Annotated in this window: 21 protein-coding genes and 1 pseudogene; 8 read left to right on the forward strand and 14 right to left on the reverse strand. The window is 57.8% G+C overall.

Going from position 1 to position 24,186, the window contains the following annotated elements; all coding sequences use genetic code 11:
• Positions 1-456: 456 nt before the first annotated feature.
• Positions 457-1,386 carry a phosphotransferase gene (locus E1180_RS01285; RefSeq protein WP_155189277.1) on the forward strand — a complete coding sequence of 310 codons (930 nt, stop codon included), beginning with the start codon at positions 457-459 and terminating at the stop codon, positions 1,384-1,386.
• A gap of 180 nt (positions 1,387-1,566) precedes the next feature.
• On the opposite strand, the gene E1180_RS01290 is transcribed toward E1180_RS01285, so the two are convergent.
• From E1180_RS01290 to E1180_RS01305, 5 genes are all read right to left on the reverse strand, one after another.
• The gene (locus E1180_RS01290) at positions 1,567-2,466 is read right to left on the reverse strand and encodes a heparan-alpha-glucosaminide N-acetyltransferase (protein WP_208996797.1); all 900 of its coding nucleotides are present in this window, start codon (positions 2,464-2,466) and stop codon (positions 1,567-1,569) included.
• A 73-nt stretch (positions 2,467-2,539) separates the two neighbouring features.
• Positions 2,540-2,665, reverse strand: coding sequence for a hypothetical protein (locus E1180_RS22575; protein WP_280115210.1), 126 nt, complete (start codon positions 2,663-2,665; stop codon positions 2,540-2,542).
• A gap of 186 nt (positions 2,666-2,851) precedes the next feature.
• A complete protein-coding gene (locus tag E1180_RS01295) occupies positions 2,852-3,262 on the reverse strand; it encodes a DUF3775 domain-containing protein (RefSeq protein WP_155189278.1) in 411 nt (136 codons plus the stop codon).
• A 498-nt stretch (positions 3,263-3,760) separates the two neighbouring features.
• Positions 3,761-4,015 carry a hypothetical protein gene (locus E1180_RS01300; RefSeq protein ID WP_155189279.1) on the reverse strand — a complete coding sequence of 85 codons (255 nt, stop codon included), beginning with the start codon at positions 4,013-4,015 and terminating at the stop codon, positions 3,761-3,763.
• 47 nt (positions 4,016-4,062) lie between these two features.
• Entirely contained in the window at positions 4,063-4,317 is a 255-nt protein-coding gene (locus E1180_RS01305; protein ID WP_155189280.1) for a hypothetical protein, read from the reverse strand.
• A gap of 298 nt (positions 4,318-4,615) precedes the next feature.
• On the opposite strand from E1180_RS01305, the gene E1180_RS01310 reads away from it, so the two are divergent.
• From E1180_RS01310 to E1180_RS01320, 3 genes are all read left to right on the forward strand, one after another.
• On the forward strand, positions 4,616-5,746 hold the full coding sequence (locus E1180_RS01310) for a hypothetical protein (protein WP_155189281.1): 1,131 nt from the start codon (positions 4,616-4,618) through the stop codon (positions 5,744-5,746).
• Positions 5,747-5,875: 129 nt separating this feature from the next.
• Positions 5,876-7,075, forward strand: coding sequence for a pyridoxal phosphate-dependent aminotransferase (locus E1180_RS01315; RefSeq protein WP_155189282.1), 1,200 nt, complete (start codon positions 5,876-5,878; stop codon positions 7,073-7,075).
• A 144-nt stretch (positions 7,076-7,219) separates the two neighbouring features.
• A complete protein-coding gene (locus E1180_RS01320; RefSeq protein WP_155189283.1) occupies positions 7,220-7,420 on the forward strand; it encodes a hypothetical protein in 201 nt (66 codons plus the stop codon).
• On the opposite strand, the gene E1180_RS01325 is transcribed toward E1180_RS01320, so the two are convergent.
• Positions 7,421-7,735, reverse strand: a complete 315-nt coding sequence (locus E1180_RS01325) for a hypothetical protein (RefSeq protein ID WP_155189284.1) — start codon at positions 7,733-7,735, stop codon at positions 7,421-7,423.
• A 393-nt stretch (positions 7,736-8,128) separates the two neighbouring features.
• On the opposite strand from E1180_RS01325, the gene E1180_RS01330 reads away from it, so the two are divergent.
• Positions 8,129-10,204, forward strand: a complete 2,076-nt coding sequence (locus E1180_RS01330; RefSeq protein ID WP_155189285.1) for an elongation factor G — start codon at positions 8,129-8,131, stop codon at positions 10,202-10,204.
• 129 nt (positions 10,205-10,333) lie between these two features.
• On the opposite strand, the gene E1180_RS01335 is transcribed toward E1180_RS01330, so the two are convergent.
• Positions 10,334-10,570 (reverse strand): dodecin domain-containing protein, encoded by a 237-nt coding sequence (locus E1180_RS01335; RefSeq protein WP_155189286.1) that lies wholly within the window; start codon positions 10,568-10,570, stop codon positions 10,334-10,336.
• 216 nt (positions 10,571-10,786) lie between these two features.
• Here E1180_RS01335 and msrP point away from each other — a divergent pair, with 216 nt between their 5' ends.
• Together msrP and E1180_RS01345 are read left to right on the forward strand one after the other, a co-directional pair.
• Positions 10,787-11,749 (forward strand): protein-methionine-sulfoxide reductase catalytic subunit MsrP, encoded by a 963-nt coding sequence (gene msrP, locus E1180_RS01340; protein ID WP_155189287.1) that lies wholly within the window; start codon positions 10,787-10,789, stop codon positions 11,747-11,749.
• A gap of 152 nt (positions 11,750-11,901) precedes the next feature.
• Entirely contained in the window at positions 11,902-14,598 is a 2,697-nt protein-coding gene (locus tag E1180_RS01345; RefSeq protein WP_155189288.1) for an EAL domain-containing protein, read from the forward strand.
• Between the two features lie 496 nt (positions 14,599-15,094).
• On the opposite strand, the gene E1180_RS01350 is transcribed toward E1180_RS01345, so the two are convergent.
• The 3 genes and pseudogenes from E1180_RS01350 to E1180_RS01360 form a co-directional block, all read right to left on the reverse strand.
• A complete protein-coding gene (locus tag E1180_RS01350; protein WP_155189289.1) occupies positions 15,095-15,994 on the reverse strand; it encodes a LysR family transcriptional regulator in 900 nt (299 codons plus the stop codon).
• A gap of 30 nt (positions 15,995-16,024) precedes the next feature.
• A pseudogene (gene trxB / locus E1180_RS01355) lies at positions 16,025-16,994 on the reverse strand (thioredoxin-disulfide reductase).
• 44 nt (positions 16,995-17,038) lie between these two features.
• Positions 17,039-18,043, reverse strand: a complete 1,005-nt coding sequence (locus E1180_RS01360; RefSeq protein ID WP_155189290.1) for a mitochondrial fission ELM1 family protein — start codon at positions 18,041-18,043, stop codon at positions 17,039-17,041.
• Positions 18,044-18,241: 198 nt separating this feature from the next.
• Between E1180_RS01360 and E1180_RS01365 the strand changes: the two genes are divergently transcribed.
• Complete coding sequence (locus E1180_RS01365; protein ID WP_155189295.1) at positions 18,242-18,709, forward strand: Lrp/AsnC family transcriptional regulator; 468 nt, start codon at positions 18,242-18,244, stop codon at positions 18,707-18,709.
• Between the two features lie 16 nt (positions 18,710-18,725).
• Here the strand turns inward: E1180_RS01365 and E1180_RS01370 are convergent, their stop codons facing one another.
• The 4 genes from E1180_RS01370 to E1180_RS01385 all read right to left on the reverse strand — a co-directional run bounded on the left by E1180_RS01370 (position 18,726) and on the right by E1180_RS01385 (position 23,685).
• Positions 18,726-19,187: a hypothetical protein gene (locus tag E1180_RS01370; RefSeq protein ID WP_155189291.1), complete on the reverse strand. Its 462-nt coding sequence runs from the start codon at positions 19,185-19,187 to the stop codon at positions 18,726-18,728.
• Between the two features lie 97 nt (positions 19,188-19,284).
• Positions 19,285-19,758 (reverse strand): transcription elongation factor GreA, encoded by a 474-nt coding sequence (greA, locus tag E1180_RS01375; protein WP_155189292.1) that lies wholly within the window; start codon positions 19,756-19,758, stop codon positions 19,285-19,287.
• A 113-nt stretch (positions 19,759-19,871) separates the two neighbouring features.
• Complete coding sequence (gene carB, locus E1180_RS01380) at positions 19,872-23,234, reverse strand: carbamoyl-phosphate synthase large subunit (RefSeq protein ID WP_155189293.1); 3,363 nt, start codon at positions 23,232-23,234, stop codon at positions 19,872-19,874.
• Between the two features lie 172 nt (positions 23,235-23,406).
• Positions 23,407-23,685, reverse strand: coding sequence for a helix-turn-helix domain-containing protein (locus E1180_RS01385; RefSeq protein ID WP_208996799.1), 279 nt, complete (start codon positions 23,683-23,685; stop codon positions 23,407-23,409).
• Between the last annotated feature and the right edge of the window lie 501 nt (positions 23,686-24,186).

Here is a 24,186-nt window from a genome sequence, read left to right on the forward strand (position 1 = left end):
CTTGAGACTGTGCAAGGGTTCAGCCTGAGCTAGACTGCCGAACAAAAACGCAGCAACACCAAAGAGCGCTCCCATATTCCGGTAGAGTTTTGTTTGCATGCGCGGTATCCGTCCTGCTCCGTTACGCTTCTGCCGTAACGTAATAATATGCGGATGCGTATTTTTCCGCAAATGACCGGAAGTGGGTGAGGGGCTGTTTAACTCTTTATGATTGCGGCAACTTATCCCCAACCGGCAGCGCCAATTTCCGGGGGAAACGTAACGCAGCGGATGGCTGCGTTTTGATGCAGTGCGTCTGCCGCCGAAAGCTGCCGGATGCGGCGCCTAATGCAAAGACAAAACACTAGGAAATTGCGTTGGCAGCCATTGCCAATGATGATATGCGGAAGCACGATTTTGTTGTGCCCAAAAAGTTGCAGCGACGATTTTGGGCATCCGGCCGGGGAGTAAACCGGGATGGACCACAAGACTGGCGACCGGACCCCTATGTCTTCTTTGGGTCTAGGTGCCAACGGGCTCAACGGCGATGTTGAGGCTTTCCAAAATTGCCGTGCAATTCTAAAAGACACTCCTGCCTTGCGGGAGATTGCCGGGTGCCCCTTGGCTGCGCGGTCCCTTCCTGGTTTCACCAACTCGGTCTATGAGCTCAGAAGCGATGCTGGCCACTTTGTGCTCCGCGTGCCCTGGCTAGAGACCCCGATGGCGGTGGACCGGGAGGCGGAATGGCACGATGTGACCGTTGCGGCCGATGCCGGCATTGCGCTGCGCCCAGTATGGGGCGATCCCGGGACTGGCCTCATGCTCATGCCATTGGGGCAGCCGGTTCCCGATTTCATGCCCGAAAGAGTGGGCGAGAAAGTGGCCACGCTCCACCGCAGTGGCATTGTTTTTCAGCGCGAGCGCCCCATTGTGCCTTATCTTCTTGATGCGGAAAAAGATCTGGACGGCCGGGATGATTTGTTGGCCTTCAGTTGCGGCCTTGCGCGTCAGGCCGCGATTTTGCTCCAGGCCATGCCTCAGCAGCCTTATGTCCCGAACCATTTTGATCTGACAGTTGCCAACATGGTGGAAGATGGCGCCGGACTGAAGCTGATCGATTTCGAATACGCTGCAATGGCCCCAGCCTATTGGGACCTTGCCTATGCCATCCTTGAAAACGAGCTTTCCGGACCCGAGGAGAAAGCTTTTCTTTCAGCCTACGAAAAGGCTGGCGGCATAACGCCGGATCCTGACCATCTGTCGGTCTACAAGGTCGCGTGCGATGTCGTCTCAATGCTTTGGGCCTTGGGGCAGATTGCCCGGGGCCGGGAAGCCGCCGATTTCATGCCGCTGGCCCGTGAGCGGAAAGCGCGGGCTGTTGCCAACCTGGAAGATCTCAAAAACTGACGGTCCCTCACGTTTGGGACGCATCTCAATTTCCACCACACTAGCGTGAGCCTGTTAAAGGCCTCGCCCCTCGATCATGACGCCCGCTGATCGATTATGGAGTGGTCGAGCATCTTTGGGCGTTTTGAGTTAAACACCCGATGCTCTAGCCAGGCATTGTGCATAGTGATTGTTCATGATTTACCGCAAAGCGGGGTCTGCCGGGGCGTTCATCAGCTCCTGCCAGGTATTGTCTGCAGTCATTTGCTCAAGAGTGCAGCTGCAAGCCGCTGTGCAGATGCCAGACGATCCCAGTGTTTCCTGGCAAGCTGTCGTGCAGTTTCGGACAAAGGAGCGCTCGGCCCGGTCTCCGTGCACGCCAAGCGATGCGAAAGCCCACACAAGCCCGTAGAGAACGGGTTGGTGCACGAGATAAATTGACAGGGAGTGGCGGCCGGCAAGGCGCAGGCTGCGTCCGGAGCTTCCATCGAACCGGAAAGCGGAGAGCGTGCTGTTAAAGGCGGTTTGACGCGCCAGTTTCGACAGGGCAACGCCTGCAAGGGTGAGGCCGACCCAAGGGGTAAGCGGCACGTAATCGACACTGCCGAAATCCGGAGTGCCAAGGCCGGTCCAAAGCCAGGCCTGACCATCAAAAACAGTGGATGACGCCCAAGTGGGAAGCGAAAAGAAAAAAGTGGCCGCGAGGATCGCGGCCCAGAGCGGCGCGCGCACGGCCGGCAAAGCGAGAAGGCTTGCCGCTGCAATGCAGTGCAGAATGCCGAAACGCACAAAGCTGTCCGCGAAAACAAAATAGGTGACGGTGGACACGGACGCTGCGGCCGCAATGATGACGGCTTCCCGGCGCCAGAAGCTCTGCCAGCGGATTCCCTCGTGGTGGGCGAGGTCAAGGCTGATGCCCGCCAGAAGCAGAAAACTGCCCGCAATAGACGCCGCAAAAGCCCGCCAGCCCGCGCCTTGTGCGACCGGCCAGTCGACGAGGGCAAACCAGGATAGATCCCAGGAAAAATGATAGACCGCCATCGCCAGGACCGCGATGCCACGGGCCAGATCCAGAAACGCCAATCTGTGGGATGTCATCATGGCACTCCGGCTGTGTCACCCAAGCGGACCGCAAGCGGCCGGCCGGTATGCCGCCGGAACCATGACCGGAGCGCTAACTGCTGAAGGTGACAACAAGTGTAGCGATCAGGCCAGCAACGGCAAACATGCCGCCGACAACTGGCCAGGGAGAGGGACGTTGCGCGGTAAACACATCTTTACTCATCGGATCCTGCATCATGCCATCACTTCCCCAAGCTCATGGTAGATGGGCGAAGACTGCGTCAACTTGCGGCTTTGGAGAAGGTGGTAAACGAATTCTAAACCGGTTTTCCCAAGAAATCGGTTAAAATGTGGATGATGGCGGCGCAAGCTCCGATTGTCGTTGACTCATCGCTGGCGGGGTGATCCTGACGGCGTCCCGGCCCTACAGCTCGAGTGCATCAAGGCCCGCTTCAAGGTGGTCCGCAAGCATAGGCATGCCCAGAAGATACTTAGCCGTAGAGCCAACGGCCCGCCCGCGGGCTTCTTCTACGGCCTGAACGAAGTCTTCTCCATCAAAATCGCCGCGGCCGATCCAGGTAATGGCAACCAGCTCCGCGGCTTCATCGACATTCAGATCTTCGATCAGTTCGCGCAACTCCTCGTCTGACAGATCGTCGTTTTCTTCCTCGGCCAGGCCATCGTGGTGATGGCTTTCGCTCAAGGTGTCTTCGTCGAACTCCACATCGCCCTCATGACCGTCCTCGAACGTGTCCTGCATTGAAGTGGCGACTGCACGAGCCTTTTGAGCGAAAAGGCGGACCGTGTCCGCAGAGAGCGATAAATCGATGTCCATTGTTGCCTCCGGGAAAGCGCTTTGCTCACTATTCGCCGACTTTTCGCTCATGGCAATGGTCATCGCTTGAAATCCTGTCTTCCCGCCCCGCAGGGCTTCCCCTGGGTTATCCCCGATATTCAATCTGCCGGGCCTGAATTTAAGCTGATGAGACAATCACACCGGGATTGCACAAGATTCAGCCTTGCCGGAGCCCCGGCGTCTTGTTTTACTTTCGCCATATCCAAGCAGCAGTCCTTGACCGGGATCAAATGCCTGACAATCAAACGCATCATCACGGTGCGGATATCGGATAACCGGGCAGCGGATTGGGCTTGGAGATGCGTTTACCGGGGGCGGACCGGGCACTTGAGGTCCGGCTCTCATGGTCAGATCAGCGGGTGATAAACCGGACCCGGTTTACCGCCTAAAGATGCCTAAGACCATGAGGCCGGGCCTCTTGCTTGTTCAACCGGTCCTGTGCCGGCCTGTGATGAGCAGAATTGATTGAATATCCTATCAGGGTGAAGCAGTTGGGCCGGTTGGCTGGGCGGCCGTTCCTGGGGACTGGTGAACGCCCGGCCCCGGGGTGTATTCGATCCTGTCCAATTGCTGATGTTTCGCGCCATCTGGATTGGCCAGGGCCGCAGCAACGGTCAGCGCAACAGCCAGCGTCAGGCCCAAGGCAATGGCCTGAAGCAAAGGGCGTGCTTCGCGGAAATCCGTTCGTGTGGCGGTAGTCTTCAGCCGATCGGAATTATTGGCTTCCGGCATGGTTCACCGTTCTTGTTTAAAGGAATGGACGTGTCTGGCGGGAAAGGTCAGCGGCGTGCGGGAACATGGGCAAGATCGCGGTACACCCGGCCCGCAAGCGTTCTGGTGAGGCCGGCCATGACGAGGAATGCGGCCAGGGGCAGAACCATGGCCGGTTCTGCGGCAGCCCACATGGGCACCATCAGGGCGGCAGCGACCAAAAACAGTAAAGCCGGCGGGAAGCTGGCCGGCCGGATGGCTTCAGTTACACTTCGAACGCTTTGGACCCGCATGAAGACCTCCATCATTGCGATAGCGCTCAAGATCGGGTCCGATTGTGCCACCACACAGACTGCATTCGGGCATCCAGCGACAGTTTTCGTGACATTTTTGGGGCGGGTCTTCCAAGGGCCGCGTCAGAAGTCAGCGATCCACTGGGATCCGTATTATCGACAGTGCGTTTTATGCAGGAAAACCATGGCCTGATTTACGAATTGTTATCCGTAGAACGTACAGTTTTCTAAGGTTTTGGCTGATTTTACCGTCCGGTTTTAGAGATTGTTTTCTTTTGTGCAGGACAGTGCTCCCAACAGGGATAGATCTCGTACGGGCGTATCAATAATGGCAGCGGAAGCCGCGCAAAACGCATTGGCAAAACAGCCCGGCGGTGAAACACCATCGGACGAAACTGAAATCGCCAAGCCGGGCGAGCCGCCAGCGTTACATCTGGCCGGACTGCAGTTTTTCATCGCCGATATCAGCAAGAAAACCATCCTTTGGCACGAAGTCGGATCGCAGAATTACAACAGCGAAGTGAAGGATCTGCAGGAGGCGCCGTCCAATGTCGCTCTCCGGCATCTGTCCCCCGAAGACCGCAAGACCATCCTGCACCTGGTGCAAGGGGCGATCCGCGAAGGCCGGGCCGGCCCTTTTGATGTCGGCGGAGGCCCGGACCACCGCATTCCCGGTATTCCGATTGTGGCCTACCGGTATGAGCTGCCCGACGGGCGGATCATGGCGATCTGTTTTCCTTCCATCGGCGAATCCGACGGCAATCCGGGCCGGGTCGCGCTCGGTCTTGCGCCGATCCTCCACCATTTTGTCGCCTCCTCAAACCGTGTCGTCATGCTGGTCGACAATTTTGGGTATGTCCGGTTTGTCAGCGATGGCTTTGTCAAAAGCTTTCAGATCGAGGATCCACGCCTGATCCTTGGCCGGAACATTGCCCATATCCAGAACCGGGTCGGCCGGACGATTGTGTCCCTTTGCCTTGCGTCCCTGACCCGCCGCGCCAGCGCGACCGGGCGGGGCAAGTTCCTGCTCGCCAGCGGCGACAGCCTGGATCTCAATTATGAAGCCATGCATTTCCGCATCGGCGGGACTGTGGGCGGTGTCCTGTTTTCGGCCGGGCGCATGGGCGGCGATGTCGATTTCCTGCAAGTGTTCGATATTTGCGGCGCGCCGATGATGGTAATCAACGTCAAATCCCGGATGATCGTTGCCGCCAACCAGGCCGCCATGAAGTCGTTTCACATGACGGCGGAGCTGCAGGACACGCGGCCGATCACCGAACTGCTGCTTCACCCCAGCAGCTACACGGCCCTCCTGGACGCCGCCAAACAGGGCAGCGAGGTGCCTATTTCTGTTCCCGTGAACATTCTGAACGGCCAGACCAAGAAAAAACGGTTCAAGGCCACCTTGATCGACACCGACAAGAAAGAGCCAAAACTGGTTCTTGAAACACGGAGCTAATCCGGTCCGGAGCCAATCGGACATTCAAGTCGTTTATTTTTGCGCTCCCAAGCCTTCATGCTCTTGTCATGATGGCCCGGCGGGCCTAGGGTCCGCGCGCTAACTTTCCCGTTTCCCCTGGAGGACATTATGGGCTTTCTTGCTGACGCATTGGCGCGCGTTCAACCTTCTGCGACCATCGCCGTCACCAACAAGGCACGCGAGCTGAAAGCCGCAGGCCGCGATGTGATCGGCCTCGGCGCTGGCGAGCCGGATTTCGACACCCCGGACAACATCAAGGCGGCCGCTGTCAAAGCGATCAATGACGGCAAGACCAAATACACCGCCGTTGACGGCATTCCGGAGCTGAAGGCCGCCATTGCCGAGAAATTCAAGCGGGAAAACGGGCTCACTTACGAAACCAACCAGATCACGGTGGGAACCGGCGGCAAACAGGTGCTCTACAACGCGCTTGTCGCCACCATCAACCCGGGCGACGAAGTCATCATCCCGACGCCTTACTGGGTAAGCTATCCGGACATGGTTTTGCTGGCGGGCGGCGAACCGGTCATCGTGGAAGCCGACAAGTCCACCTTCAAGATCACGCCCCAGGCGCTGGATGCGGCCATTACCTCGCGCACCAAGTGGCTGATCTTCAACTCGCCGTCCAACCCGTCCGGCGCGGCCTATACGGAAGCCGAACTGAAGGCGCTCTGCGAGGTTCTCAAGAAGCATCCGCATGTCTGGATCATGACCGACGACATGTATGAGCATCTCGTCTATGACGGTTTCAAGTTCACCACGCCGGCCCAGGTGGAGCCGTCGCTTTATGAGCGCACGCTGACCGTCAACGGCGTGTCCAAGGCCTATTCCATGACCGGCTGGCGCATCGGCTATGCGGGCGGCCCGGCGGACCTGATCAAGGCCATGGCCAAGGTTCAGTCCCAGTCGACCTCCAACCCCAACTCCATTGCCCAGTGGGCGGCGGTCGAGGCGATTTCCGGAACGCAGGATTTTATTCCTAAGAACAATGAAGTCTTCAAGGCGCGCCGGGATCTTGTGGTCTCCATGCTGAACCAGGCCCAGGGCATTTCCTGTCCGGTGCCGGAAGGCGCGTTTTACGTCTTCCCGTCCTGTGCCGGCACCATCGGCAAGACCGCGCCGTCCGGCAAGGTCATCGAGAATGACGAGGACTTCGTCACCGAGCTTCTGGAAACGGAAGGCGTTGCCGTCGTCCATGGCTCGGCCTTCGGCCTTGGTCCCAATTTCCGGATTTCCTACGCGACCTCCACGGAAGCCCTGGAAGAGGCCTGCACCCGCATTCAGCGCTTCTGCGGCAATCTGAAGTAAGGCCCGCCAAAGGCACGTGTTCGGCAAAGGGCGGCATCTGCCGCCCTTTTTTCTGCGTATGCGCACCTCCCGTTTCCCGCGTGCTTTTCTTTTCCCGGGCGGAGCGATAGCGTGGCAGGAACCTGATTTTTTAGATTTGAGGTGATGGGTGTGGCTGTCCTTCTTCCGCTCTGGCAACGTTTGCTGATCACGGTGGCCGCGATGCTTGCGGTCAGTTTTCTCGCCAGCCTGCTGTGGTCGTCTTTGCTTGGGTGGGCCATACCGGGCTATGTGTCCGGTGTCATCGGTGGTCTGACGGCGCTGCCGGTCTGGGAATTCCTGAAGCGCATCCGCCCCTCGCACTAATCAATTCCGGCAGGTGCTGGCACCGGCCGGGCAGGGCGGGCGTCCTGTTGCCCGCATATTGTCCCGGTTTATCTGCTCAGAGCGGTTCAAGCGGTTGTTGCTGTCGATCCGCTGCTGGCTTGAAAACCCGTTTCTTTGGCGATTGAGGTTCTGGTTCAGCTGCTGGCGCGCGGTCGGGCTTTGCAGCGTTCCCGGCTGAATGATGCCGCGCGGCTGGACCGACTGCGCGGAGGCAGGGCCGTCGGCTGAAAGAGCAAAGACTGCCGCCGCAAGCGCAAGACGTGTGAGCTTAAACATGTCTGTTTGCGTGATCATCCTGCCGGTCCTTCCTTCATCATCTCCTCATCATACAGCCTAAAAGCTGGATTGAGAGCATCTGCCTGTGTGATTGGATCGCCTTGCAAGCCGCCGGGCCGGGAAAAGCTGTGCTGGGCGGACCGGCTGCCGCAGGACGGCAAACCGGCCGGATGCCGTCCCGTGCCGCCGAATTGCTGCGCTGCCGCGTAAGTTTCCCTTGCGTTTGGGCCATTTCCGGCGCGACGATGGCTGATCGCCTAAATCCGTCCGTAGCTGGTCACCGGCGCTGCATGGCGTTTTCCGACGCTGGTTCCGGAGAGGGGAATAGGCTCGGCGCGGCAGGCCCGCGTCCCGGTTCGCAGGCCTTGCCGCGTTTCTTCGGGGGACACCCGGACAAACGGGAGGCAGAACATGGCAAACACCACACAGTCAAAGGATACCACGCACGGCAGGGAACCCCGCTGTGTCGCATTGGTCGGGCCCTTCGGCAGCGGCAAGACCACGCTTTTGGAAGCCATATTGGCGCGAACGGGCAAGATTGCCCGGCAGGGCACGGTGGCCGCCGGAAACACGGTCGGTGACGGCAGCCCGGAAGCGCGCGCCCACGGAATGAGTGTCGAAATTAATGTGGCGGAGGCGGACTTTCTCGGCGACCGGTTCACCTTTATCGATTGTCCGGGGTCTGTTGAATTCCTGAACGAAATGGACGGCGCCCTGGGAGGGGTGGATCTGGCCGTTGTGGTGGCGGAGGATGACGAGCGCAAAGCCCCGGCCTTGCAGCTCATCTTGAAAGCCCTTGAAGCCCGCAACATTCCGCGGGCTTTGTTTTTGAACAAGATCGACAAGAGCAACCGGCGGGTGCGCGATGTTTTGCAAGTGCTGCAGCCGGCCTCTTCAGTGCCGATGGTCTTGCGGCAGATCCCGGTCTGGGAAGACGGCCTGGCAACGGGCTTTATCGATCTCGCCCTGGAGCGGGCCCATGTCTATCACGAGAAAGAACCGAGCACGCAGGTCGACATGCGGGACGAGGACCGGACCCGCGAGCATGAAGCCCGCTTCACGATGCTGGAGCATCTGGCCGATCACGACGATGACCTGATGGAGGCCTTGCTGGAAGACATTGCGCCCGACCGCGAGCTGATCTTCGCTGATCTCGTGCGCGAGTTGCAGCAGGGCCTGATCTGTCCGGTCTTTTTTGGCTCCGCCGACCATGGCAACGGGGTCACGCGCCTTCTCAAGGCGCTCCGGCATGAAGTGCCGGGCGTTGACCGGCTGAAGACCGAGCTGCTGGCCGGAGACAGCGATGGGGCCGGTTCTGACACGGTCTTGAAAGTGGTCAAGACCGTCCACACCCAGCACGGGGGCAAGCTCTCCCTGGCACGTCTCCTTGAAGGGCAGGTCAGCGATGGAGATGTGCTTTTCGTGAAAGGGGCGGAGGTGAAGGTTTCAGGTCTTTACACCCTCGTCGGGCAAACGCCGACCAAGCTGGCCACCGCCGGAAAGGGCGACCTGGTGGCGCTTGGCCGGATGGAAGGCGTGCAAACGGGAAACGTCTTGACCGGGACCCCGGCCGCCGGTTTGGCAGACGGGGCGGGTGTTATCCGGCCTCCCGTGCTTTCGACGGCAATTTCAGCGTCCCAGCGCAAGGATGAAGTGCGGCTGTCGGAGGCGCTGGGCAAATTGATGGAGGAAGATCAAAGCCTGTCGGTTGCCCATCATCAGCAGACCGGGGAAACGATCCTGAAGGGCCAGGGGGAAATGCACTTGCGGGTCGCCCAGGAGCGGCTGGCCGGAAAATACGGCCTCGACATTGCAACGCACCGCCCGCACGTGCCCTATCAGGAAACGGTCCGCGCAGGGACCAAAGTCCGCGGCCGGCACAAGAAGCAGTCCGGCGGGCATGGGCAATTCGGGGATGTGGTACTGGAGATCGCGCCTTTGCCGCGCGGGGAAGGTGTTCAGTTTTCAGACCGTATCACCGGTGGTGTCGTGCCAAAACAGTACATTGCGTCCGTCCGTGATGGCGTCCTGGAGGCCTTGCAGCAGGGTGCGCTCGGGTTTCCGGTCACGGATGTATCGGTTTGCCTTGTGGACGGCTCCTACCATTCGGTCGACAGCTCGGACCAGGCGTTCAAGATGGCCGGGATCGTTGCCATCCGGGAAGGCCTGCCCGACTGCAAGCCGGTCCTGCTGGAGCCAATTCATAAGGTGGTGATTGCTTGCCCAAGCGATGCGACGGCGAAAATCAATGCCATCGTCTCCGCCCGCCGAGGCCAAATCCTTGGTTTTGATGCCCGGTCCGGCTGGAGCGGCTGGGACGAAGTGGTCGCCTTGATGCCCGAGGCGGAAATCGGCGAGTTGATCGTTGAGCTGCGTTCGGCAACTGCGGGTGTCGGCAGTTACACCGCAAGCTTCGACCACATGGAGGAATTGTCCGGAAAAGCGGCTGACCAGGCCTTGCAACGGGCCGGAAAGCAGGCCGCCTAAGGCAAAGTCTTCAAGGCCCGGTTCACGAAACCGGGCCTTGTTCCAATCGGTGTCGTCTTTCACTGTCTGAAATCAATCATTTCGCCGCAAAAGGCGACACATGACGACTTCGAATGAATGCGACATGCACTAATGCGCGTGTTTGGCGTGTACGGCGCCGATGGTCACGGTCACACAGTAGGTCAGCTGCAGATCAGCACCGATTTCTCCCTGGAAATCAGAGGCGGTAAAGTGCACGAACCTGGAGAACTCTTCGTGATGGTTTTCCCATGCGCCTTGAATGGCGTTTTTGACGGCATCATCAAAACTTTTGTCCGAGAAGCCTGTCACTGTCAGGTTATGAAGGACCTGTTGATCAACGGCCATGTGTGTGTCTCCTCAAAGGGGTGTCAGGTTGGGTGGTTTCTATTTCCGGTTTAGTTACCTTGTAACACACTCTTATGACGTCCCGGGCCGGGAGGCGCACATTAGGCTTTCGAACCCGTGTTGCAATGGTTTGGGAAAGGGGCGCCGGTCACTCGGGCGTTATTTGCGTTTGAACGCACAATCCGGTCTTTCTAGTGCCAGATTGGGAGTTCGAAAATGAAGACTTTGACCAAGCGCAGCTGGGAAATTCCGGAGAGCGAAGCGACACCGGAACATGTTTTTCTCAACCGGCGCCAGATTCTGGCAGGCCTTGCCGGGGCAGGGGCGCTGATGGGCTCCGGTTTGGGCATGCGGCCCGCATTCGCGGAAGAAGACCCAAGCGCGGGCCTTTATCCTGTCGAACGTAATTCTGCCTTTACGCTTGACCGTCCGCTGACCGATGAAGACGCGGCCTCAAAGTACAACAACTTTTATGAGTTCGGATCCCACAAACAGATTTGGCCGGCGGCACAGGCGCTGAAGATCCGCCCCTGGACGGTAGAGCTCGACGGTATGATCGATAGTCCGCAAACCGTGGATATTGATGATCTGCTGGCGAAGATGCCGCTGGAGGAGCGCCTTTACCGGCACCGGTGCGTCGAGGCCTGGTCCATGGCGGTGCCCTGGTCCGGTTTCCCGCTGGCCGAGCTGGTCAAGCTCGCCGGGCCGCAAACCGGGGCGAAGTATCTACGCTTCGAAACGTTCCACGATCCATCCATTGCGAGCGGCCAGAAACAGAGCTGGTATCCATGGCCTTATGTCGAGGGCCTCACACTGGCGGAAGCAACCAACGAGCTGGCCTTTATGGCGACCGGGATTTACGGCAAGCCGCTGGCAAAGCAGTTCGGTGCGCCGGTCCGGCTGGTGGTGCCCTGGAAATACGGGTTCAAATGCATCAAGTCCGTTGTGCGGATATCGTTCACTGATCAGCGCCCAGTCAGCTTCTGGGAAGAGATCCAGCCCAAGGAATACGGCTTCTGGGCCAACGTGAACCCATCCGTTCCGCACCGCCGCTGGCCACAGGCAAGCGAGCGCCTCCTGGGCACCGACGAGCGGCGCAACACGCTATTGTTCAATGGCTACGAAGAACAGGTCGCGGACCTCTACAAAAACATGACTGGTGAGCTTTTGTACATGTGACAGCAAAGACTACCCCGTAAGATCAATGATAAAAATGACAGCTATCCTTAAGGTTAGTTAGCATTTTCCCAAATATGACACTCGTCTTTAAATGTTTATAATACAATGACTAGCAGACTGCACCGTGTAGTCTCGGGCACGTCGGGGAACCCATGCTTGTCGATTGGATCGCGAATGTAGGCGTCTTGTCCCTGGGTGCGTTCGCGTTCTTTTTCCTCGGCCGGCGGGGTTTGTTCGATCAGAAGACCCTCAAGATAAACATTTTGCTGGGCGCCTTTTTAGGCGTCCTGACTTCTATTGTTGTTCTTGTTCCTGTCTCCATGCCGACGGGCTCGACGTTTGATACACGGGCAGGCCCGGCGTTGATTGCCGGATTCTATCTTGGTTTCCCGGGCGCTTTAATCACAGCTGCGATTGCGTCAGGTGCGCGCCTTTGGATGGGGGGACCATTTGCCTTCGGTGGGGCTGCTGGTCCTATTGTCTACATTCTTGTTGGCATGGCTTTGGCGAGATGGTTCCCTCCAAAAGCCCATATCCCGGGGCCAATTTATCTTACCGGGCTGGCGTTGGTTGGAACCCTCGCGGTTCTTCCCTGCTTTTTCATCGATCAAGGTGTAAGTGTCGGCCTGAGGGTGCTTGAACAGGCCTGGCTGCTATTGGTGTTGGGCAATCTTGCCGGTGTCTTGATCCTTGGGCTGATGATCAGTGAGGCCCAACGCTTTGCGGTCGACAACCGGCGCATTCGAAGCACTCTCAAGATCAGCGATCTGGCCAGATCCTCCGCCGGGATCGCCATTTGGAGATTTGACCTCAAGGCGGACCGATTGACCTGGGATGACGCCATGTTCGATCTGTTCGACGTTGCCAAGGCTGATTTTCAAGGAAAATTCGAAGATTGGGAAAACACGCTGCATCCCGACGACCGGTCGGCGGCGCGCAAGGCGTTCTTGACTGCATATGAAAATGGCAGCGAGTTTGCGACAGATTTCCGCATCGTTCTGAAAGACAAGAGCCTGCGATGGATCAAGGCCCATTGCCAGTTTCTGCGTGATGAGGATGGCGGAATTGCCGAAGCTGTGGGGGTAAACTGGGATATTTCTCCCGAAAAACATCTCCAGGCGATCCTTAAGGTGAAAGAGCGTGAGGCCCGTGCCAAGTCAGACGAACTCGAGGTCACGCTCGCCTCGGTCATACAGGGCGTCAGTGCATTTAATGAGGACGGAAAACTCCGATTTTCTAATGATAGAGTGCAGGACATACTTGGGCTTCCGGAAAGCCTGATGGTTCCTGGGACACCTTATGAAAGATACTGCCAGTATCGTGAAGGAGCAGGTTTTTCTGCCTTCCACGAAGATGGGCAAATTCTGCTTGATGCCGGAAAGGACGTACCAGTTCACTTCCGGTCCTTGATCCATCTGACAAATGGCCGGGTCCTCTCCTTCTCTTCCGTGCCCATGCCTGACGGTGGCTGGGTTGAAACATATGAAGATGTTACGGAAAAGGCGCTCGCCGATCAGCGGGTCAAAAGGGCGGCCGAGACAGACAGTTTGACCGGGCTCGCCAACCGCCTTTGCTTCAATACGGCTCTCGAGCAGGTGGTGGAAAAGGCTTCCAGGGATCACGTCGCCGACCATGCCTTGCTGCTGATCGATCTGAATGATTTCAAATCGGTCAATGACAATTATGGTCACGTGGTCGGGGACCGTCTGTTGAAGAAGGTTGGTGAAATCCTCCGCAAAGCGGCCCGGCCCGAGGATTTGGCAGCCCGGCTCGGCGGTGACGAGTTCGCCTTGCTATTGGCAAAATCGACCGACGCGGATCTCAAGGCCGTCGCCGAGCGCATCTGCGCGGATTTCGATATCCCTCTTGATCTGGGCAGAAAGTCCATCCGGACCGGGGTCAGCATTGGGGCTGCCCGGATATTGCCAGGTTATGAAGAAGTCGAGGAAGTGCTGTCGCGTGCAGATATTGCACTTTACAAGGCAAAGGATGAGCGCGGGTCTTTTTTCCGGCTCTATGATGCGGAAATTGCGAGTGAAGAGGCAGAGCGCAGACGGGTGAAAAGCGACCTTATTCAGGTGGTTCAGTCCCGCGGCCTTGAAGTTTATGGACAACCGATCCTCAATCTTGCGACCCGGCAGGTCGATCACTTTGAGGCGCTGGTGCGGTGGCAGAACGGCAGCACCCAGTTCATACCGCCTTCGAATTTCATACCCCTTGCGGAAGAAATCGGGTTGATCTCCGAAGTAGGCGACTTCGTTCTGCATGAGGTTTTGGAGCATCTGTCCTGCTGGCCGGATACATTGAAGGCCTGCATCAATGTTTCTGTCCTGCAGCTTGGCGATGGCCGGTTTGCCGAAAATGTCCTGAACAGCCTCTCACGGCAAAACGTGTCTCCCCTGCGTCTCGAGGTTGAAGTGACGGAGAGCATTTTGATGGAGCATGGATCAGGCGCTCATGCCGATCTTCAGCGGCTCCGGACTGCCGGCATTACATTGGCCCTTGATGATTTTGGGATCGGTTTCTCCTCGCTCGGCTATCTTCAGGAAATGCGGTTCGACAAGCTTAAGATCGACCGGAAGTTTGTCTCGGAAGTTGACACCAGCTCCGGCAGTGCGGCGATCGTTCGCTCGATTTCGGACCTTGCCAAGAGCCTGCAGATGACCTGTACGGCTGAGGGTGTCGAAAATGCCGGGCACCTTTACTGCATCGAACAATGCGGCTGTGACTATGCGCAGGGATTTCACATTGGTGAACCCGTCCCGCTGTCGCAAATCGAGCCCGGTTTCGTTTTTGCTGGCGGGCTGGAGCATGTGCCCATTGAAGTGCAGGGCCGGGAACCGTTCTAGCGGCGTTCAGGACTCTGAAGTGCGTTCAAAGCGGGCCGTTTGTGAGCCGAACATCAGTTTCAGATGACAAAACCGCATTGAGCACTTCTCACAAAGCGTCCGATACTCTGGAGATCCTCAGAACCAGCGCAAAAAAAAGCCGGGTCTTAAAAGACCCGGCAGTTTGAATTGATTCACTGAAAACAGTGGAATCACCTTCCAGAGGGGAACAGCTGGTCAGGCGTCGCTGGGAGGAGGACGCAACGCCTCGCGACCAACAGTGATGCTTATATGCAGTGCACAAGCTGCTTAAACAAGAGGCAGTGGTGCAAGTCTGCTATGCATTTTGAGAGCAGCTTCGCTCTGACGGAACCGCGATCCGGATTTTCAATAAGGAACTGCCCTATTTGACGGCAAGCCTATTCTGTGACCGCGTCTTGCCAGGTTCCATCGGCGCTGAATATTGCCTGGCCAGCGGTCTTCGGTGAGAGCGGCGACCTCAGCGCTTTTGGCGGGATCAGTAGACCCACTTCTCCGCATTTGCCAGCAGGAACTCACGAAAGGCGGTGACCCGTGCCGTGTTCTTCAGCTCCGACGGGTACACGAAATACGTGTCGAAGGAGGGGACCTTGTCTTCCTGCTCGGTCAATATCTTCACAAGAGACGATGAGTTCTTGTCGATAATGTAATCGGGCAGGATCGCGATGCCGACACCGGCCATCACGGCGCGGCGGATGGCCACCAGGTTGTTGACTTTGAGGGCCGATTCTCTCGGGTTGGTCGAGACCCTTCCGGCTGTCTCCAGCCAGTTCATGGACCTAAGATAGGCGGGCGCCTGCTCGCCGAATGTGATGATCCGGTGATCGTCCAGATCCTGAATGGATGTGGGTGTGCCGAATTGCTCCAGATATTCTGGTGCGGCGAAAACGTGGAAATGAACGGTGAACAGTTTCCGCTGGATCAGGTCCGGCTGGGTCGGCTGGCGCAGGCGGATCGCAACATCCGCCTCGCGCATGCCCAGATCCAGCTCGTCGTCATTGAAGATCAGGTGCAGGTCAACATCGGGGTAAAGATCGATGAAGTTCTTGATCCGGGATGTCAGCCAGATGGAGCCCAAGCCAACCGTTGTGGTGACTTTCAGAACACCTGATGGTTTTTCCTTGCTGTCTTTCAGGCTGGATTGAACCGCTTCCAGCTTCATCATGACATCGCTGGCAGTCCGGAACAGCAATTCCCCTTGCTCGGTTAGCAGAAGCCCGCGGGCATGGCGGTGAAACAGCGCCACGCCCAGATCCAGTTCAAGTGCGCTGACCTGCCGGCTGACGGCCGACTGGCTCATATGCAGGCTGTCTCCCGCATGTGTAAAACTTCCAGCCTGGGCGGCCGCATGAAAGATGCGCAGTTTGTCCCAATCCATGCGTGTCCCCTCGGCTCGTTTGGCCGGTTGCTATTCGGCAGCTTCCTGGGCCGAGGTCGCTTCCTGTTCGGCCAGGAACTTTTCGGCCTCCAGAGCCGCCATGCAGCCCATGCCGGCCGCTGTCACGGCCTGGCGGTAGAGGTCGTCCGTCACGTCACCGGCGGCGAAAACACCGGGGATCGACGTTTTGGTCGAATCCGGTGCGGTCACCAGGTATCCGTTCGGTTTCAGTTCAAGCTGATCCTTGAACAGTTCGACCGACGGTGCATGACCAATTGCAATAAACACGCCATCTGTCGAGATTTCCCGTGTCTCGCCTGATTGCGCATGTTTCAACCGGACCCCGGTCACCGCTTTCGGAACGCCGCCGCCGAGTATCTCATCAACATGATGATCCCAGATGACATCGATCTTCGGGTTCTGGAAGAGACGGTCCTGTAGGATTTTCTCCGCCCGCAGGCTGTCACGCCGGTGGACCAGGGTCACCTTGGAAGCAAGGTTGGCAAGGTAGAGCGCTTCTTCCACGGCCGTGTTGCCGCCCCCGACCACGACCACTTCCTTGTTGCGGTAGAAGAAGCCGTCACAGGTGGCGCAAGCCGACACACCGGCGCCCATGAAGTCCTGTTCGGACGGCAGGCCGAGCCAGCGTGCCTGTGCACCGGTGGCAATGACAAGCGAATCTGCGGTGAACACCGTCCCGCTATCGGCCTCCAGCCGGAATGGACGCTGCGACAGATCGGCTTTGGTGATGGTGTCATAGACGATGGTGGTGCCGACATTCTCGGCTTGTTTTTGCATTTGCTCCATCAGCCAGGGACCCATGATCGGATCTGCAAAGCCCGGGTAGTTTCTCGACATCGGTCGTAATCGTTAACTGGCCGCCCGGCTGAATGCCTGACACCAAAGTCGGTTGAACCATGGCCCGTGCCGCGTAGATCGCAGCCGTATAACCGGCCGGGCCTGAGCCAATGATCAGAAGCTTGCTATGCTGTGTACTCATGGGGCACCTTGTTTGTCATCTCGTGCGAGGCGGGCGCCGGTAATCTAGCGTGGCGCGCCGTCTTTGTCTTGTTGCTGTCTACTTGCGTAAGCCGTCAAGATTGCCTTGGCAATCTCGGGCGTCGCATCAATCGGCTCGTAGGTAGTGGTTTTCAACGGTCCAGGGAAGGGGTGAGCTGCTCCCATTGCCTCCAGCCGGTTCAAAAACTGCGTGATCTTCCTGTGTCCGCCCGACGGATGGAACACGTGAATAGGTTTCCCGGTTGCTGCGGCTTCCCCGATCATGTTGGTCGAATCTGCCGTTGCAACAATGGCATCCGCTTTGGCCAGCATATGTCCGAAGGGATTGTCCGGCCCGCCAGCCCAAAAGAAATGCCCGTTCGCGGCAGCAAGCTCCTGAAGGCCTGTTGACAGGCGGTCCGGGGTCCTGCGCGAGGCTGTGATCATAAGTCCGGCGCCTTTGTCCGCAACGAGCGTTTTTAGCCCGCTCAAAAACGCGTCTTCATCGGCATCAGTGAACATGTGGTGGCGGCTGTTGCCACCGGCTAGAACCGCGACACGCGGTTGCGGCAACCGGTCGAGGGCCGGTACGGGCTCGGCCGCAAGTTCTGACAGTTTTGGTGTTTGATACCGATGCGGGGCGGTCACAGTTACAAGAACGTTCGATCCGCGCAACGCGTCATGCTCGGGCACCCAGATCATGTCCGCAGCCCCGGGTCCCGTGCGCGGATCCTTCAAAAAAACCGTAAACACCCGCCCATGGGATTTGCGCTTGATCCGGCGCAGGTAAGCGGCGGCGCGCCGCCCGGATGCGATCACCAGATCAGGGTAGGGCGGCCGGAGGGGACTGTCCGGCCTGTTTTCCCATTCCCGGAAATCCGTTGGTCCGAAAGGAAGCCACCAGGAAAAGGGCGGTTTGGGTGAAACGGTCCGGATTTCGAACGGAACGCCGAGTGCTTCTGCCACACCGGTACATTGTGCAAGATCGCCCGCCTTGCCGTCCGTGAGCAGCCAAACGGATCGGGGACGGGCCGTGGTGGAAACGGGCATGAAGGGAAAGCTTCCGCTATCGTAATCTTTCGAAATCGTGCGCAATTTTGTTATAGTCTTGCACAATCGCGCAAAAAATCATAATCCGGCATCGAAGAATCAGATTTGTGCGGGATCCACAAGTCCTGCAGGACGGTACGGTTCCAACCGGACGACTTTTCCCCGGCTGGCGGCGTGATTATGCCGAAGGAGACACATTTGAAAGCGCGGCTCGATGCGATCGATTGGCAGATCTTGAAGGAACTGCAAGACGATGGGCGGATGACAAATGTGGAACTTGCCCGGCGGGTCGGTATTTCGGCGCCGCCTTGCCTGCGCCGTGTCCGGGCGCTGGAAGAGGCAGGCTTGATTCTCGGATACCGGACCCTGCTCGATGAAAAGCAGCTGGGCTATGATGTGACGGCCTTTGCCATGGTCGGTCTTCACAGCCAGACCGAAGCGGACCTGATCGCGTTTGAGCAAACAGTGGAGAAATGGCCGCTGGTGCGCGAGAGTTACATGCTCTCAGGCGAGGTGGACTTTCTTTTGAAATGCGTTTCGCCGGACCTGCAGACCTTTCAGAACTTCATCATCCGCGAGTTGACCGCGACCGCCAATGTGGACAGTGTGCGCACCGCACTCACAATCCGGCGGACCAAGGACGAACCGGTCGTTCCAATCGATTGATCACAGCTGGATTAAGTCAGTTTTGAAGGCGCTCAACCCGCCGTCTCAGGCGGTTGATTGTGGAAATATCGCGGAGCCCCGTCGCCACGAGCGCAAAGGCAATACTCAAAACGGCACATGTGGTGAGGACTGCAATCGGAAACAGCTGATTGTAGTGAACAATGTCCAGGGCCTGATCGACCGGCTCGACACCGGAGTAAATGCGGCTGCGCATCACTTCCTTGTACGCGCCGATCTCCACTGTTCCGTGCTTCAGATAGCGCAAGCCGAGAACCAGCGTAATCACGGCGGCCGCAAGCGCTACGAGAAAGCCGAATATTCGCGCCGCAAAGCCGAGACCGCTTTCATGGCGGCGCGAGACAAGGCGCTTGAATATCTGCTTTTCGCGCGCCGACATCAATCCGTAAAAGCGCCAGCGCATAGCCCAAAGCGGGACCGCCAGTACAAGCAGCCAAAAACTTATTGTATTGAAGACCATGACCCGCCCTCTGTCGCTTGCCGGACACTACTTTAGCGATTGTCCGGCACGCGTCAAAGGGCAGTTTTGGATGACGTTTGGGAATGGTCCGGCAGGATCAGCCGTATTTGACTTCCGTGATTTCATAGGAGCGTGCGCCGCCGGGCGCCGCCACTTCGACGCTGTCGCCAACGGACTTGCCGATCAGTGCGCGCGCGATCGGTGAGGAGATCGACACCTTGTTCTGTTTCACGTCAGATTCCACGTCACCAACGATCATGTAGTGTTTTTCTTCCTCAGTGTCTTCATCGATCAAGAACACTGTTGCACCGAATTTCACATCGTCGCCGGACAGTTTCGACACGTCGATCACCTCGGCGCGGGATAGCTTGTCCTCCAGCTCGGCAATGCGGCCTTCGTTCAGGCTCTGCGCTTCCTTTGCCGCATGATACTCGGCATTCTCCGACAAGTCGCCATGCGCACGGGCCTCGGAAATGGCATCGACGATGCGCGGACGCTCAACCGTAGTACGCTCCTTCAGTTCATCCTGGAGCATCTTGTATCCGGCGGAGGTCATCGGAACTTTTTCCATGGGTCTCAGACCTTCAGCTTATTGGGTCCCCCCTCGTGAGGACCGCGCTTGACAAAAACAAACCAAGCCGGGAAAGGCGCGCTTTCCCGGCCAGGTGAACAAACATATTAGCCCTAGGCGAAGTAGGATTGCAAAGGCCTTACGTCAAGGTTGTCCGCCTTGTTCGCAATAATACCTTTGGCAGCTGCCACCGATCCGGCAAGGGTCGTGTAGTAGGGCACCTTGTTCAACAAGGCGGCCCGGCGCATCGACCGGCTGTCTGAAATGGCCTGCGCGCCTTCCGTCGTGTTGAAGACGAGCTGGACCTCTCCATTCTTGATGGCATCAACAATGTGCGGCCGGCCTTCAAGAACCTTGTTGATTTTCTTCGCCGACACACCGTTCTCGGCCAGGAAGGTTTGGGTTCCGGCGGTTGCGATGATCTCAAAACCCGCATTTTCGAGGCTGCGCACGGCTTCAACCACGCCGGCCTTGTCCTGATCGCGCATGGAGACGAACACGGTTCCCTTGCCGGGCACGCCGGTTCCAGCGCCAATTTGGGCTTTCGCAAACGCTGTCCCAAAACCCGTGTCGAGACCCATCACTTCGCCTGTCGAGCGCATTTCAGGTCCGAGAATCGTATCGACGCCCGGGAACCGCGCAAACGGGAAGACGGCTTCCTTGACCGCAATATGGTTCAGTGAGGCTTCTGACAGATTGAAGCTGGCAAGTTTTTCACCGGCCATAACGCGGCTTGCGATCTTGGCAATCGGCGCGCCGATTGTCTTGGCCACAAACGGAACGGTCCGTGAGGCCCGCGGGTTTACTTCCAGCACGTAGATCTCGCCATCCTTGATGGCATACTGGACATTCATCAGGCCGCCGACTTCCAGCGCAAGGGCGAGAACCCTGGTCTGGCGCTTCAGCTCGTCGATCATGTCTGCCGACAGGGAGAACGGCGGTAAGGAACACGCACTGTCACCGGAGTGAATGCCGGCTTCCTCGATATGTTCCATGATGCCGCAGACGAACACATCCTCGCCGTCGCAAAGGGCATCGACATCCACTTCGATGGCGCCTTCCAGGTAGCGGTCGAACAGGAGCGGGTTGGTGCCCAGAACCGTGTTGATCTGGCCGGTCTTGTCATTGGGGTACTTGGCCCGCACTTCGCCGGGAACCAGTTCGGGCAAGGTTCCGAGAAGATAGGAATTGAGACCTTCCTCGTCCCGGATGATCTGCATGGCGCGGCCGCCCAACACATAAGAAGGGCGTACCACCAGCGGCAATCCAAGCTGGCCCGCGATCAGGCGGCCCTGCTCGACAGAGTAGGCAATGCCGTTTTCCGGCTGTTTCAGGCCTTCCTTGATCAAAAGCTTCTGGAAGCGGTCCCGGTCTTCGGCAAGGTCGATCATGTCCGGGGACGTGCCGAGGATCGGAATGCCAGCCTTGACCAGCGACTGGGCCAGTTTCAGCGGTGTCTGCCCGCCGAACTGAACGATCACACCGTGCAATGTCCCGTTTTCCTGTTCCTTGCGCAGGATTTCAAGAACGTCTTCCGGTGTCAGCGGTTCGAAATAAAGACGGTCGGACGTGTCGTAGTCGGTGGACACTGTCTCCGGGTTGCAGTTGACCATGATGGTTTCATAGCCGGCGTCTTCCAGCGCGAAGGCTGCGTGACAGCAGCAATAGTCGAATTCGATGCCCTGGCCGATCCTGTTCGGGCCGCCGCCGAGAATGACCACTTTCTTGCGGTCAGAAGGGGCCGCCTCACAGGCAGGGGTTCCCATAAACGGTGCTTCATAGGTTGAGTACATATAAGCGGTCGGCGACGCGAATTCGGCGGCACACGTGTCAATGCGCTTGTAGACCGGGTGAACGCCGAGGTCCTTGCGCATAAGCTCCAGATCATCCGTGTTGAGACCGGCAAGGCTTGCCAGGCGGGCATCCGAAAAGCCCATTGACTTCAGCTTGCGCAGGTTCGCGTCATCCTTTGGCAAGCCGATGGCCCGGACCTTCGCTTCCATGTCGAGAATGCCGGCCATCTGCTCCAGGAACCAGGGATTGATGCCGCTCGCTTCGTGGATTTCCTCAAGGCTCATGCCGAGGCGCATGGCCTGGGCAACATGGAGGATCCGTTCCGGTGTCGGCGTTGATACGGCAGCGCGCATCGCGTTCTTGTCATTGCCCTGATCGAGCCCCGGAATTTCCGTTTCATCAAGGCCGTTCAGTCCCGTCTCCAGGCCGCGCAGCGCCTTTTGGAAACTCTCCTGGAATGTCCGGCCAATAGCCATGACTTCGCCGACGGATTTCATCGCCGTTGTAAGTGTCGGTTCCGAACCAGGGAATTTTTCGAAGGCAAAACGCGGGATCTTCGTCACGACATAATCAATGGTCGGCTCAAAGGACGCAGGGGTCGCGCCGCCGGTAATGTCGTTTTCCAGTTCATCCAGCGTGTAGCCGACGGCCAGTTTGGCGGCGATCTTTGCAATCGGGAAACCCGTCGCCTTTGAGGCAAGGGCGGATGAGCGCGAGACGCGCGGGTTCATTTCAATGACAACCAGACGGCCATTGTCCGGATTGACGGCAAACTGAACGTTGGAACCACCGGTTTCCACGCCGATCTCGCGCAGAACCGCCAGGGAGGCGTCCCGCATGATCTGGTATTCCTTGTCGGTCAGGGTGAGCGCCGGGGCAACGGTGATCGAATCGCCGGTGTGCACGCCCATCGGATCGACATTTTCGATGGAGCAGATGATGATGCAGTTGTCCGCCTTGTCGCGGACCACTTCCATCTCATACTCTTTCCAGCCGAGCAGGCTTTCGTCGATGAGGACCTGGCCAACCGGGGATGCGTCGATACCCGAGCGGACAATCGTCTCATATTCCTCACGGTTATAGGCAACACCGCCACCTGTTCCGCCAAGGGTAAAGGCAGGGCGGATGATGGCGGGCAGTCCGATTTCATCGAGCGCCCGCATGGCTTCCAGATAACCCGTGTTCCGGTCGTAGCCGGTGATTTTGCCGTTTTCATCGCGGATGGCAGGAGAAGAGGCGATGGCCGCACGCGGGTTTTCCAAGCCAATGGCATCCATTGCGGCGCGGAATTTTTCCCGGTCCTCGGCTTTTTCGATCACATCCGCGCGGGCACCGATCATCTGCACGCCGAACTGTTCCAGAACGCCCATTTCTTCAAGATCAAGCGCGCAGTTCAGTGCCGTCTGGCCGCCCATTGTCGGCAGCAGGGCGTCGGGACGTTCCTTCTCAATGATCTTGGCGACAAGCTCCGGAGTGATCGGCTCAATATAGGTGGCATCCGCCAGATCCGGGTCCGTCATGATCGTGGCCGGATTGGAATTGACCAGGATGATCCGGTAACCTTCTTCCCGCAGAGCCTTGCACGCCTGGGTTCCGGAATAGTCGAATTCGCAGGCCTGGCCGATGACAATGGGGCCGGCGCCAATGATCAGGATGGACTTGATATCTGTGCGTTTAGGCATTTCAGCTCGCAGCTTGCAGCGGCCGATCCGGGTTGCTCGTGGCGCAATCCGGTCCGGCGCGTTTCAGACGTGAATGACGATGTTGGCTGAGCGCGTCTTATAGGGAAAAGCGCGGCTGGAGGAAACCCCGCCAAAGCCTTATCAATGCGTTTTCCTCGTTCGTGGCGGGGCTTTAATCCGTTTCGGCGTTCTCGGAAGTCAATTCGAGGGCGGATTGGCCGTCATAATCGGCAATTCCCTGGGATAATGCGTAACAGGCGAGCCGGATGGATTTCGGGATCTCGACCGGGCGGCCATCCCGATTGCCCTTCTCGTAATACTGGATCATCCGCTTTTTCAACCCCAGCCGGTCGGCCGCGTCTTTTTGCTTGAGCCCAAGGGTCTTGCGCCAGGCCCGGAATTGCTGGGGCGTCATCGTGGACGCTGTGTCTTTTGGTTTTGAATCAGCCATTTGATCTTCTGTGCACGGCGTGAAATTTTGATGCAGTCACCCGCAGGTGATCGAATGACAAAAATAACCAACTGCGGCGATTGTCAATCCGGAAGTGCACAAGGTGCTCTTTTGGCCGGGCTGGGGCGCTGGGCAGTGTGCCAGCCTTGTAAGGGTGGTGGGCGCCATCCGACATGACCTTCCGGTAAGGCTGGGTCTGTGCGTATCACGTATCAATTCGATGCCAATGATTCTGTTAAATTGAGATAATTTGCTTTCGGACTGTCGAGATACTGTATCAATTTTCTGGTTTATGGCGGCAGAAGCGAAGCTGATGGGCGAGTTGCATCGCAGCTTCGCCCTGCGAAAACTGCTTAAGACTTTGGGGTATTAGTAAACACTTGGCTTCGCGAATTACCTACAAGTATTTTTATCGATTCAATCTGTGTTGGGGTGACGTATATGTCTGGTGTCATGTGTGTCGTATCTTCCGGTTTTTATGTCTTTTGTATTATCGATAAT

This window comes from Roseibium denhamense (assembly GCF_009711415.1).
GTDB lineage: Bacteria > Pseudomonadota > Alphaproteobacteria > Rhizobiales > Stappiaceae > Roseibium > Roseibium denhamense.

Bases quoted from the DNA above. Each gene is read 5' to 3' on its own strand.
- E1180_RS01315 (WP_155189282.1), top strand. From the start codon at position 5,876: ATGGGCTTTCTTGCTGACGCATTGGCGCGCGTTCAACCTTCTGCGACC.
- carB (WP_155189293.1), bottom strand. From the start codon at position 23,234: ATGCCTAAACGCACAGATATCAAGTCCATCCTGATCATTGGCGCCGGC.
- E1180_RS01325 (WP_155189284.1), bottom strand. From the start codon at position 7,735: ATGATCACGCAAACAGACATGTTTAAGCTCACACGTCTTGCGCTTGCG.
- msrP (WP_155189287.1), top strand. From the start codon at position 10,787: ATGAAGACTTTGACCAAGCGCAGCTGGGAAATTCCGGAGAGCGAAGCG.
- E1180_RS01350 (WP_155189289.1), bottom strand. From the start codon at position 15,994: ATGGATTGGGACAAACTGCGCATCTTTCATGCGGCCGCCCAGGCTGGA.
- E1180_RS01290 (WP_208996797.1), bottom strand. From the start codon at position 2,466: ATGATGACATCCCACAGATTGGCGTTTCTGGATCTGGCCCGTGGCATC.
- E1180_RS01295 (WP_155189278.1), bottom strand. From the start codon at position 3,262: ATGGACATCGATTTATCGCTCTCTGCGGACACGGTCCGCCTTTTCGCT.
- E1180_RS01370 (WP_155189291.1), bottom strand. From the start codon at position 19,187: ATGGTCTTCAATACAATAAGTTTTTGGCTGCTTGTACTGGCGGTCCCG.
- E1180_RS01385 (WP_208996799.1), bottom strand. From the start codon at position 23,685: ATGGCTGATTCAAAACCAAAAGACACAGCGTCCACGATGACGCCCCAG.
- E1180_RS01285 (WP_155189277.1), top strand. From the start codon at position 457: ATGGACCACAAGACTGGCGACCGGACCCCTATGTCTTCTTTGGGTCTA.
- E1180_RS01320 (WP_155189283.1), top strand. From the start codon at position 7,220: ATGGGTGTGGCTGTCCTTCTTCCGCTCTGGCAACGTTTGCTGATCACG.
- E1180_RS22575 (WP_280115210.1), bottom strand. From the start codon at position 2,665: ATGATGCAGGATCCGATGAGTAAAGATGTGTTTACCGCGCAACGTCCC.
- E1180_RS01360 (WP_155189290.1), bottom strand. From the start codon at position 18,043: ATGCCCGTTTCCACCACGGCCCGTCCCCGATCCGTTTGGCTGCTCACG.
- E1180_RS01310 (WP_155189281.1), top strand. From the start codon at position 4,616: ATGGCAGCGGAAGCCGCGCAAAACGCATTGGCAAAACAGCCCGGCGGT.
- E1180_RS01300 (WP_155189279.1), bottom strand. From the start codon at position 4,015: ATGCCGGAAGCCAATAATTCCGATCGGCTGAAGACTACCGCCACACGA.
- greA (WP_155189292.1), bottom strand. From the start codon at position 19,758: ATGGAAAAAGTTCCGATGACCTCCGCCGGATACAAGATGCTCCAGGAT.
- E1180_RS01335 (WP_155189286.1), bottom strand. From the start codon at position 10,570: ATGGCCGTTGATCAACAGGTCCTTCATAACCTGACAGTGACAGGCTTC.
- E1180_RS01330 (WP_155189285.1), top strand. From the start codon at position 8,129: ATGGCAAACACCACACAGTCAAAGGATACCACGCACGGCAGGGAACCC.
- E1180_RS01345 (WP_155189288.1), top strand. From the start codon at position 11,902: ATGCTTGTCGATTGGATCGCGAATGTAGGCGTCTTGTCCCTGGGTGCG.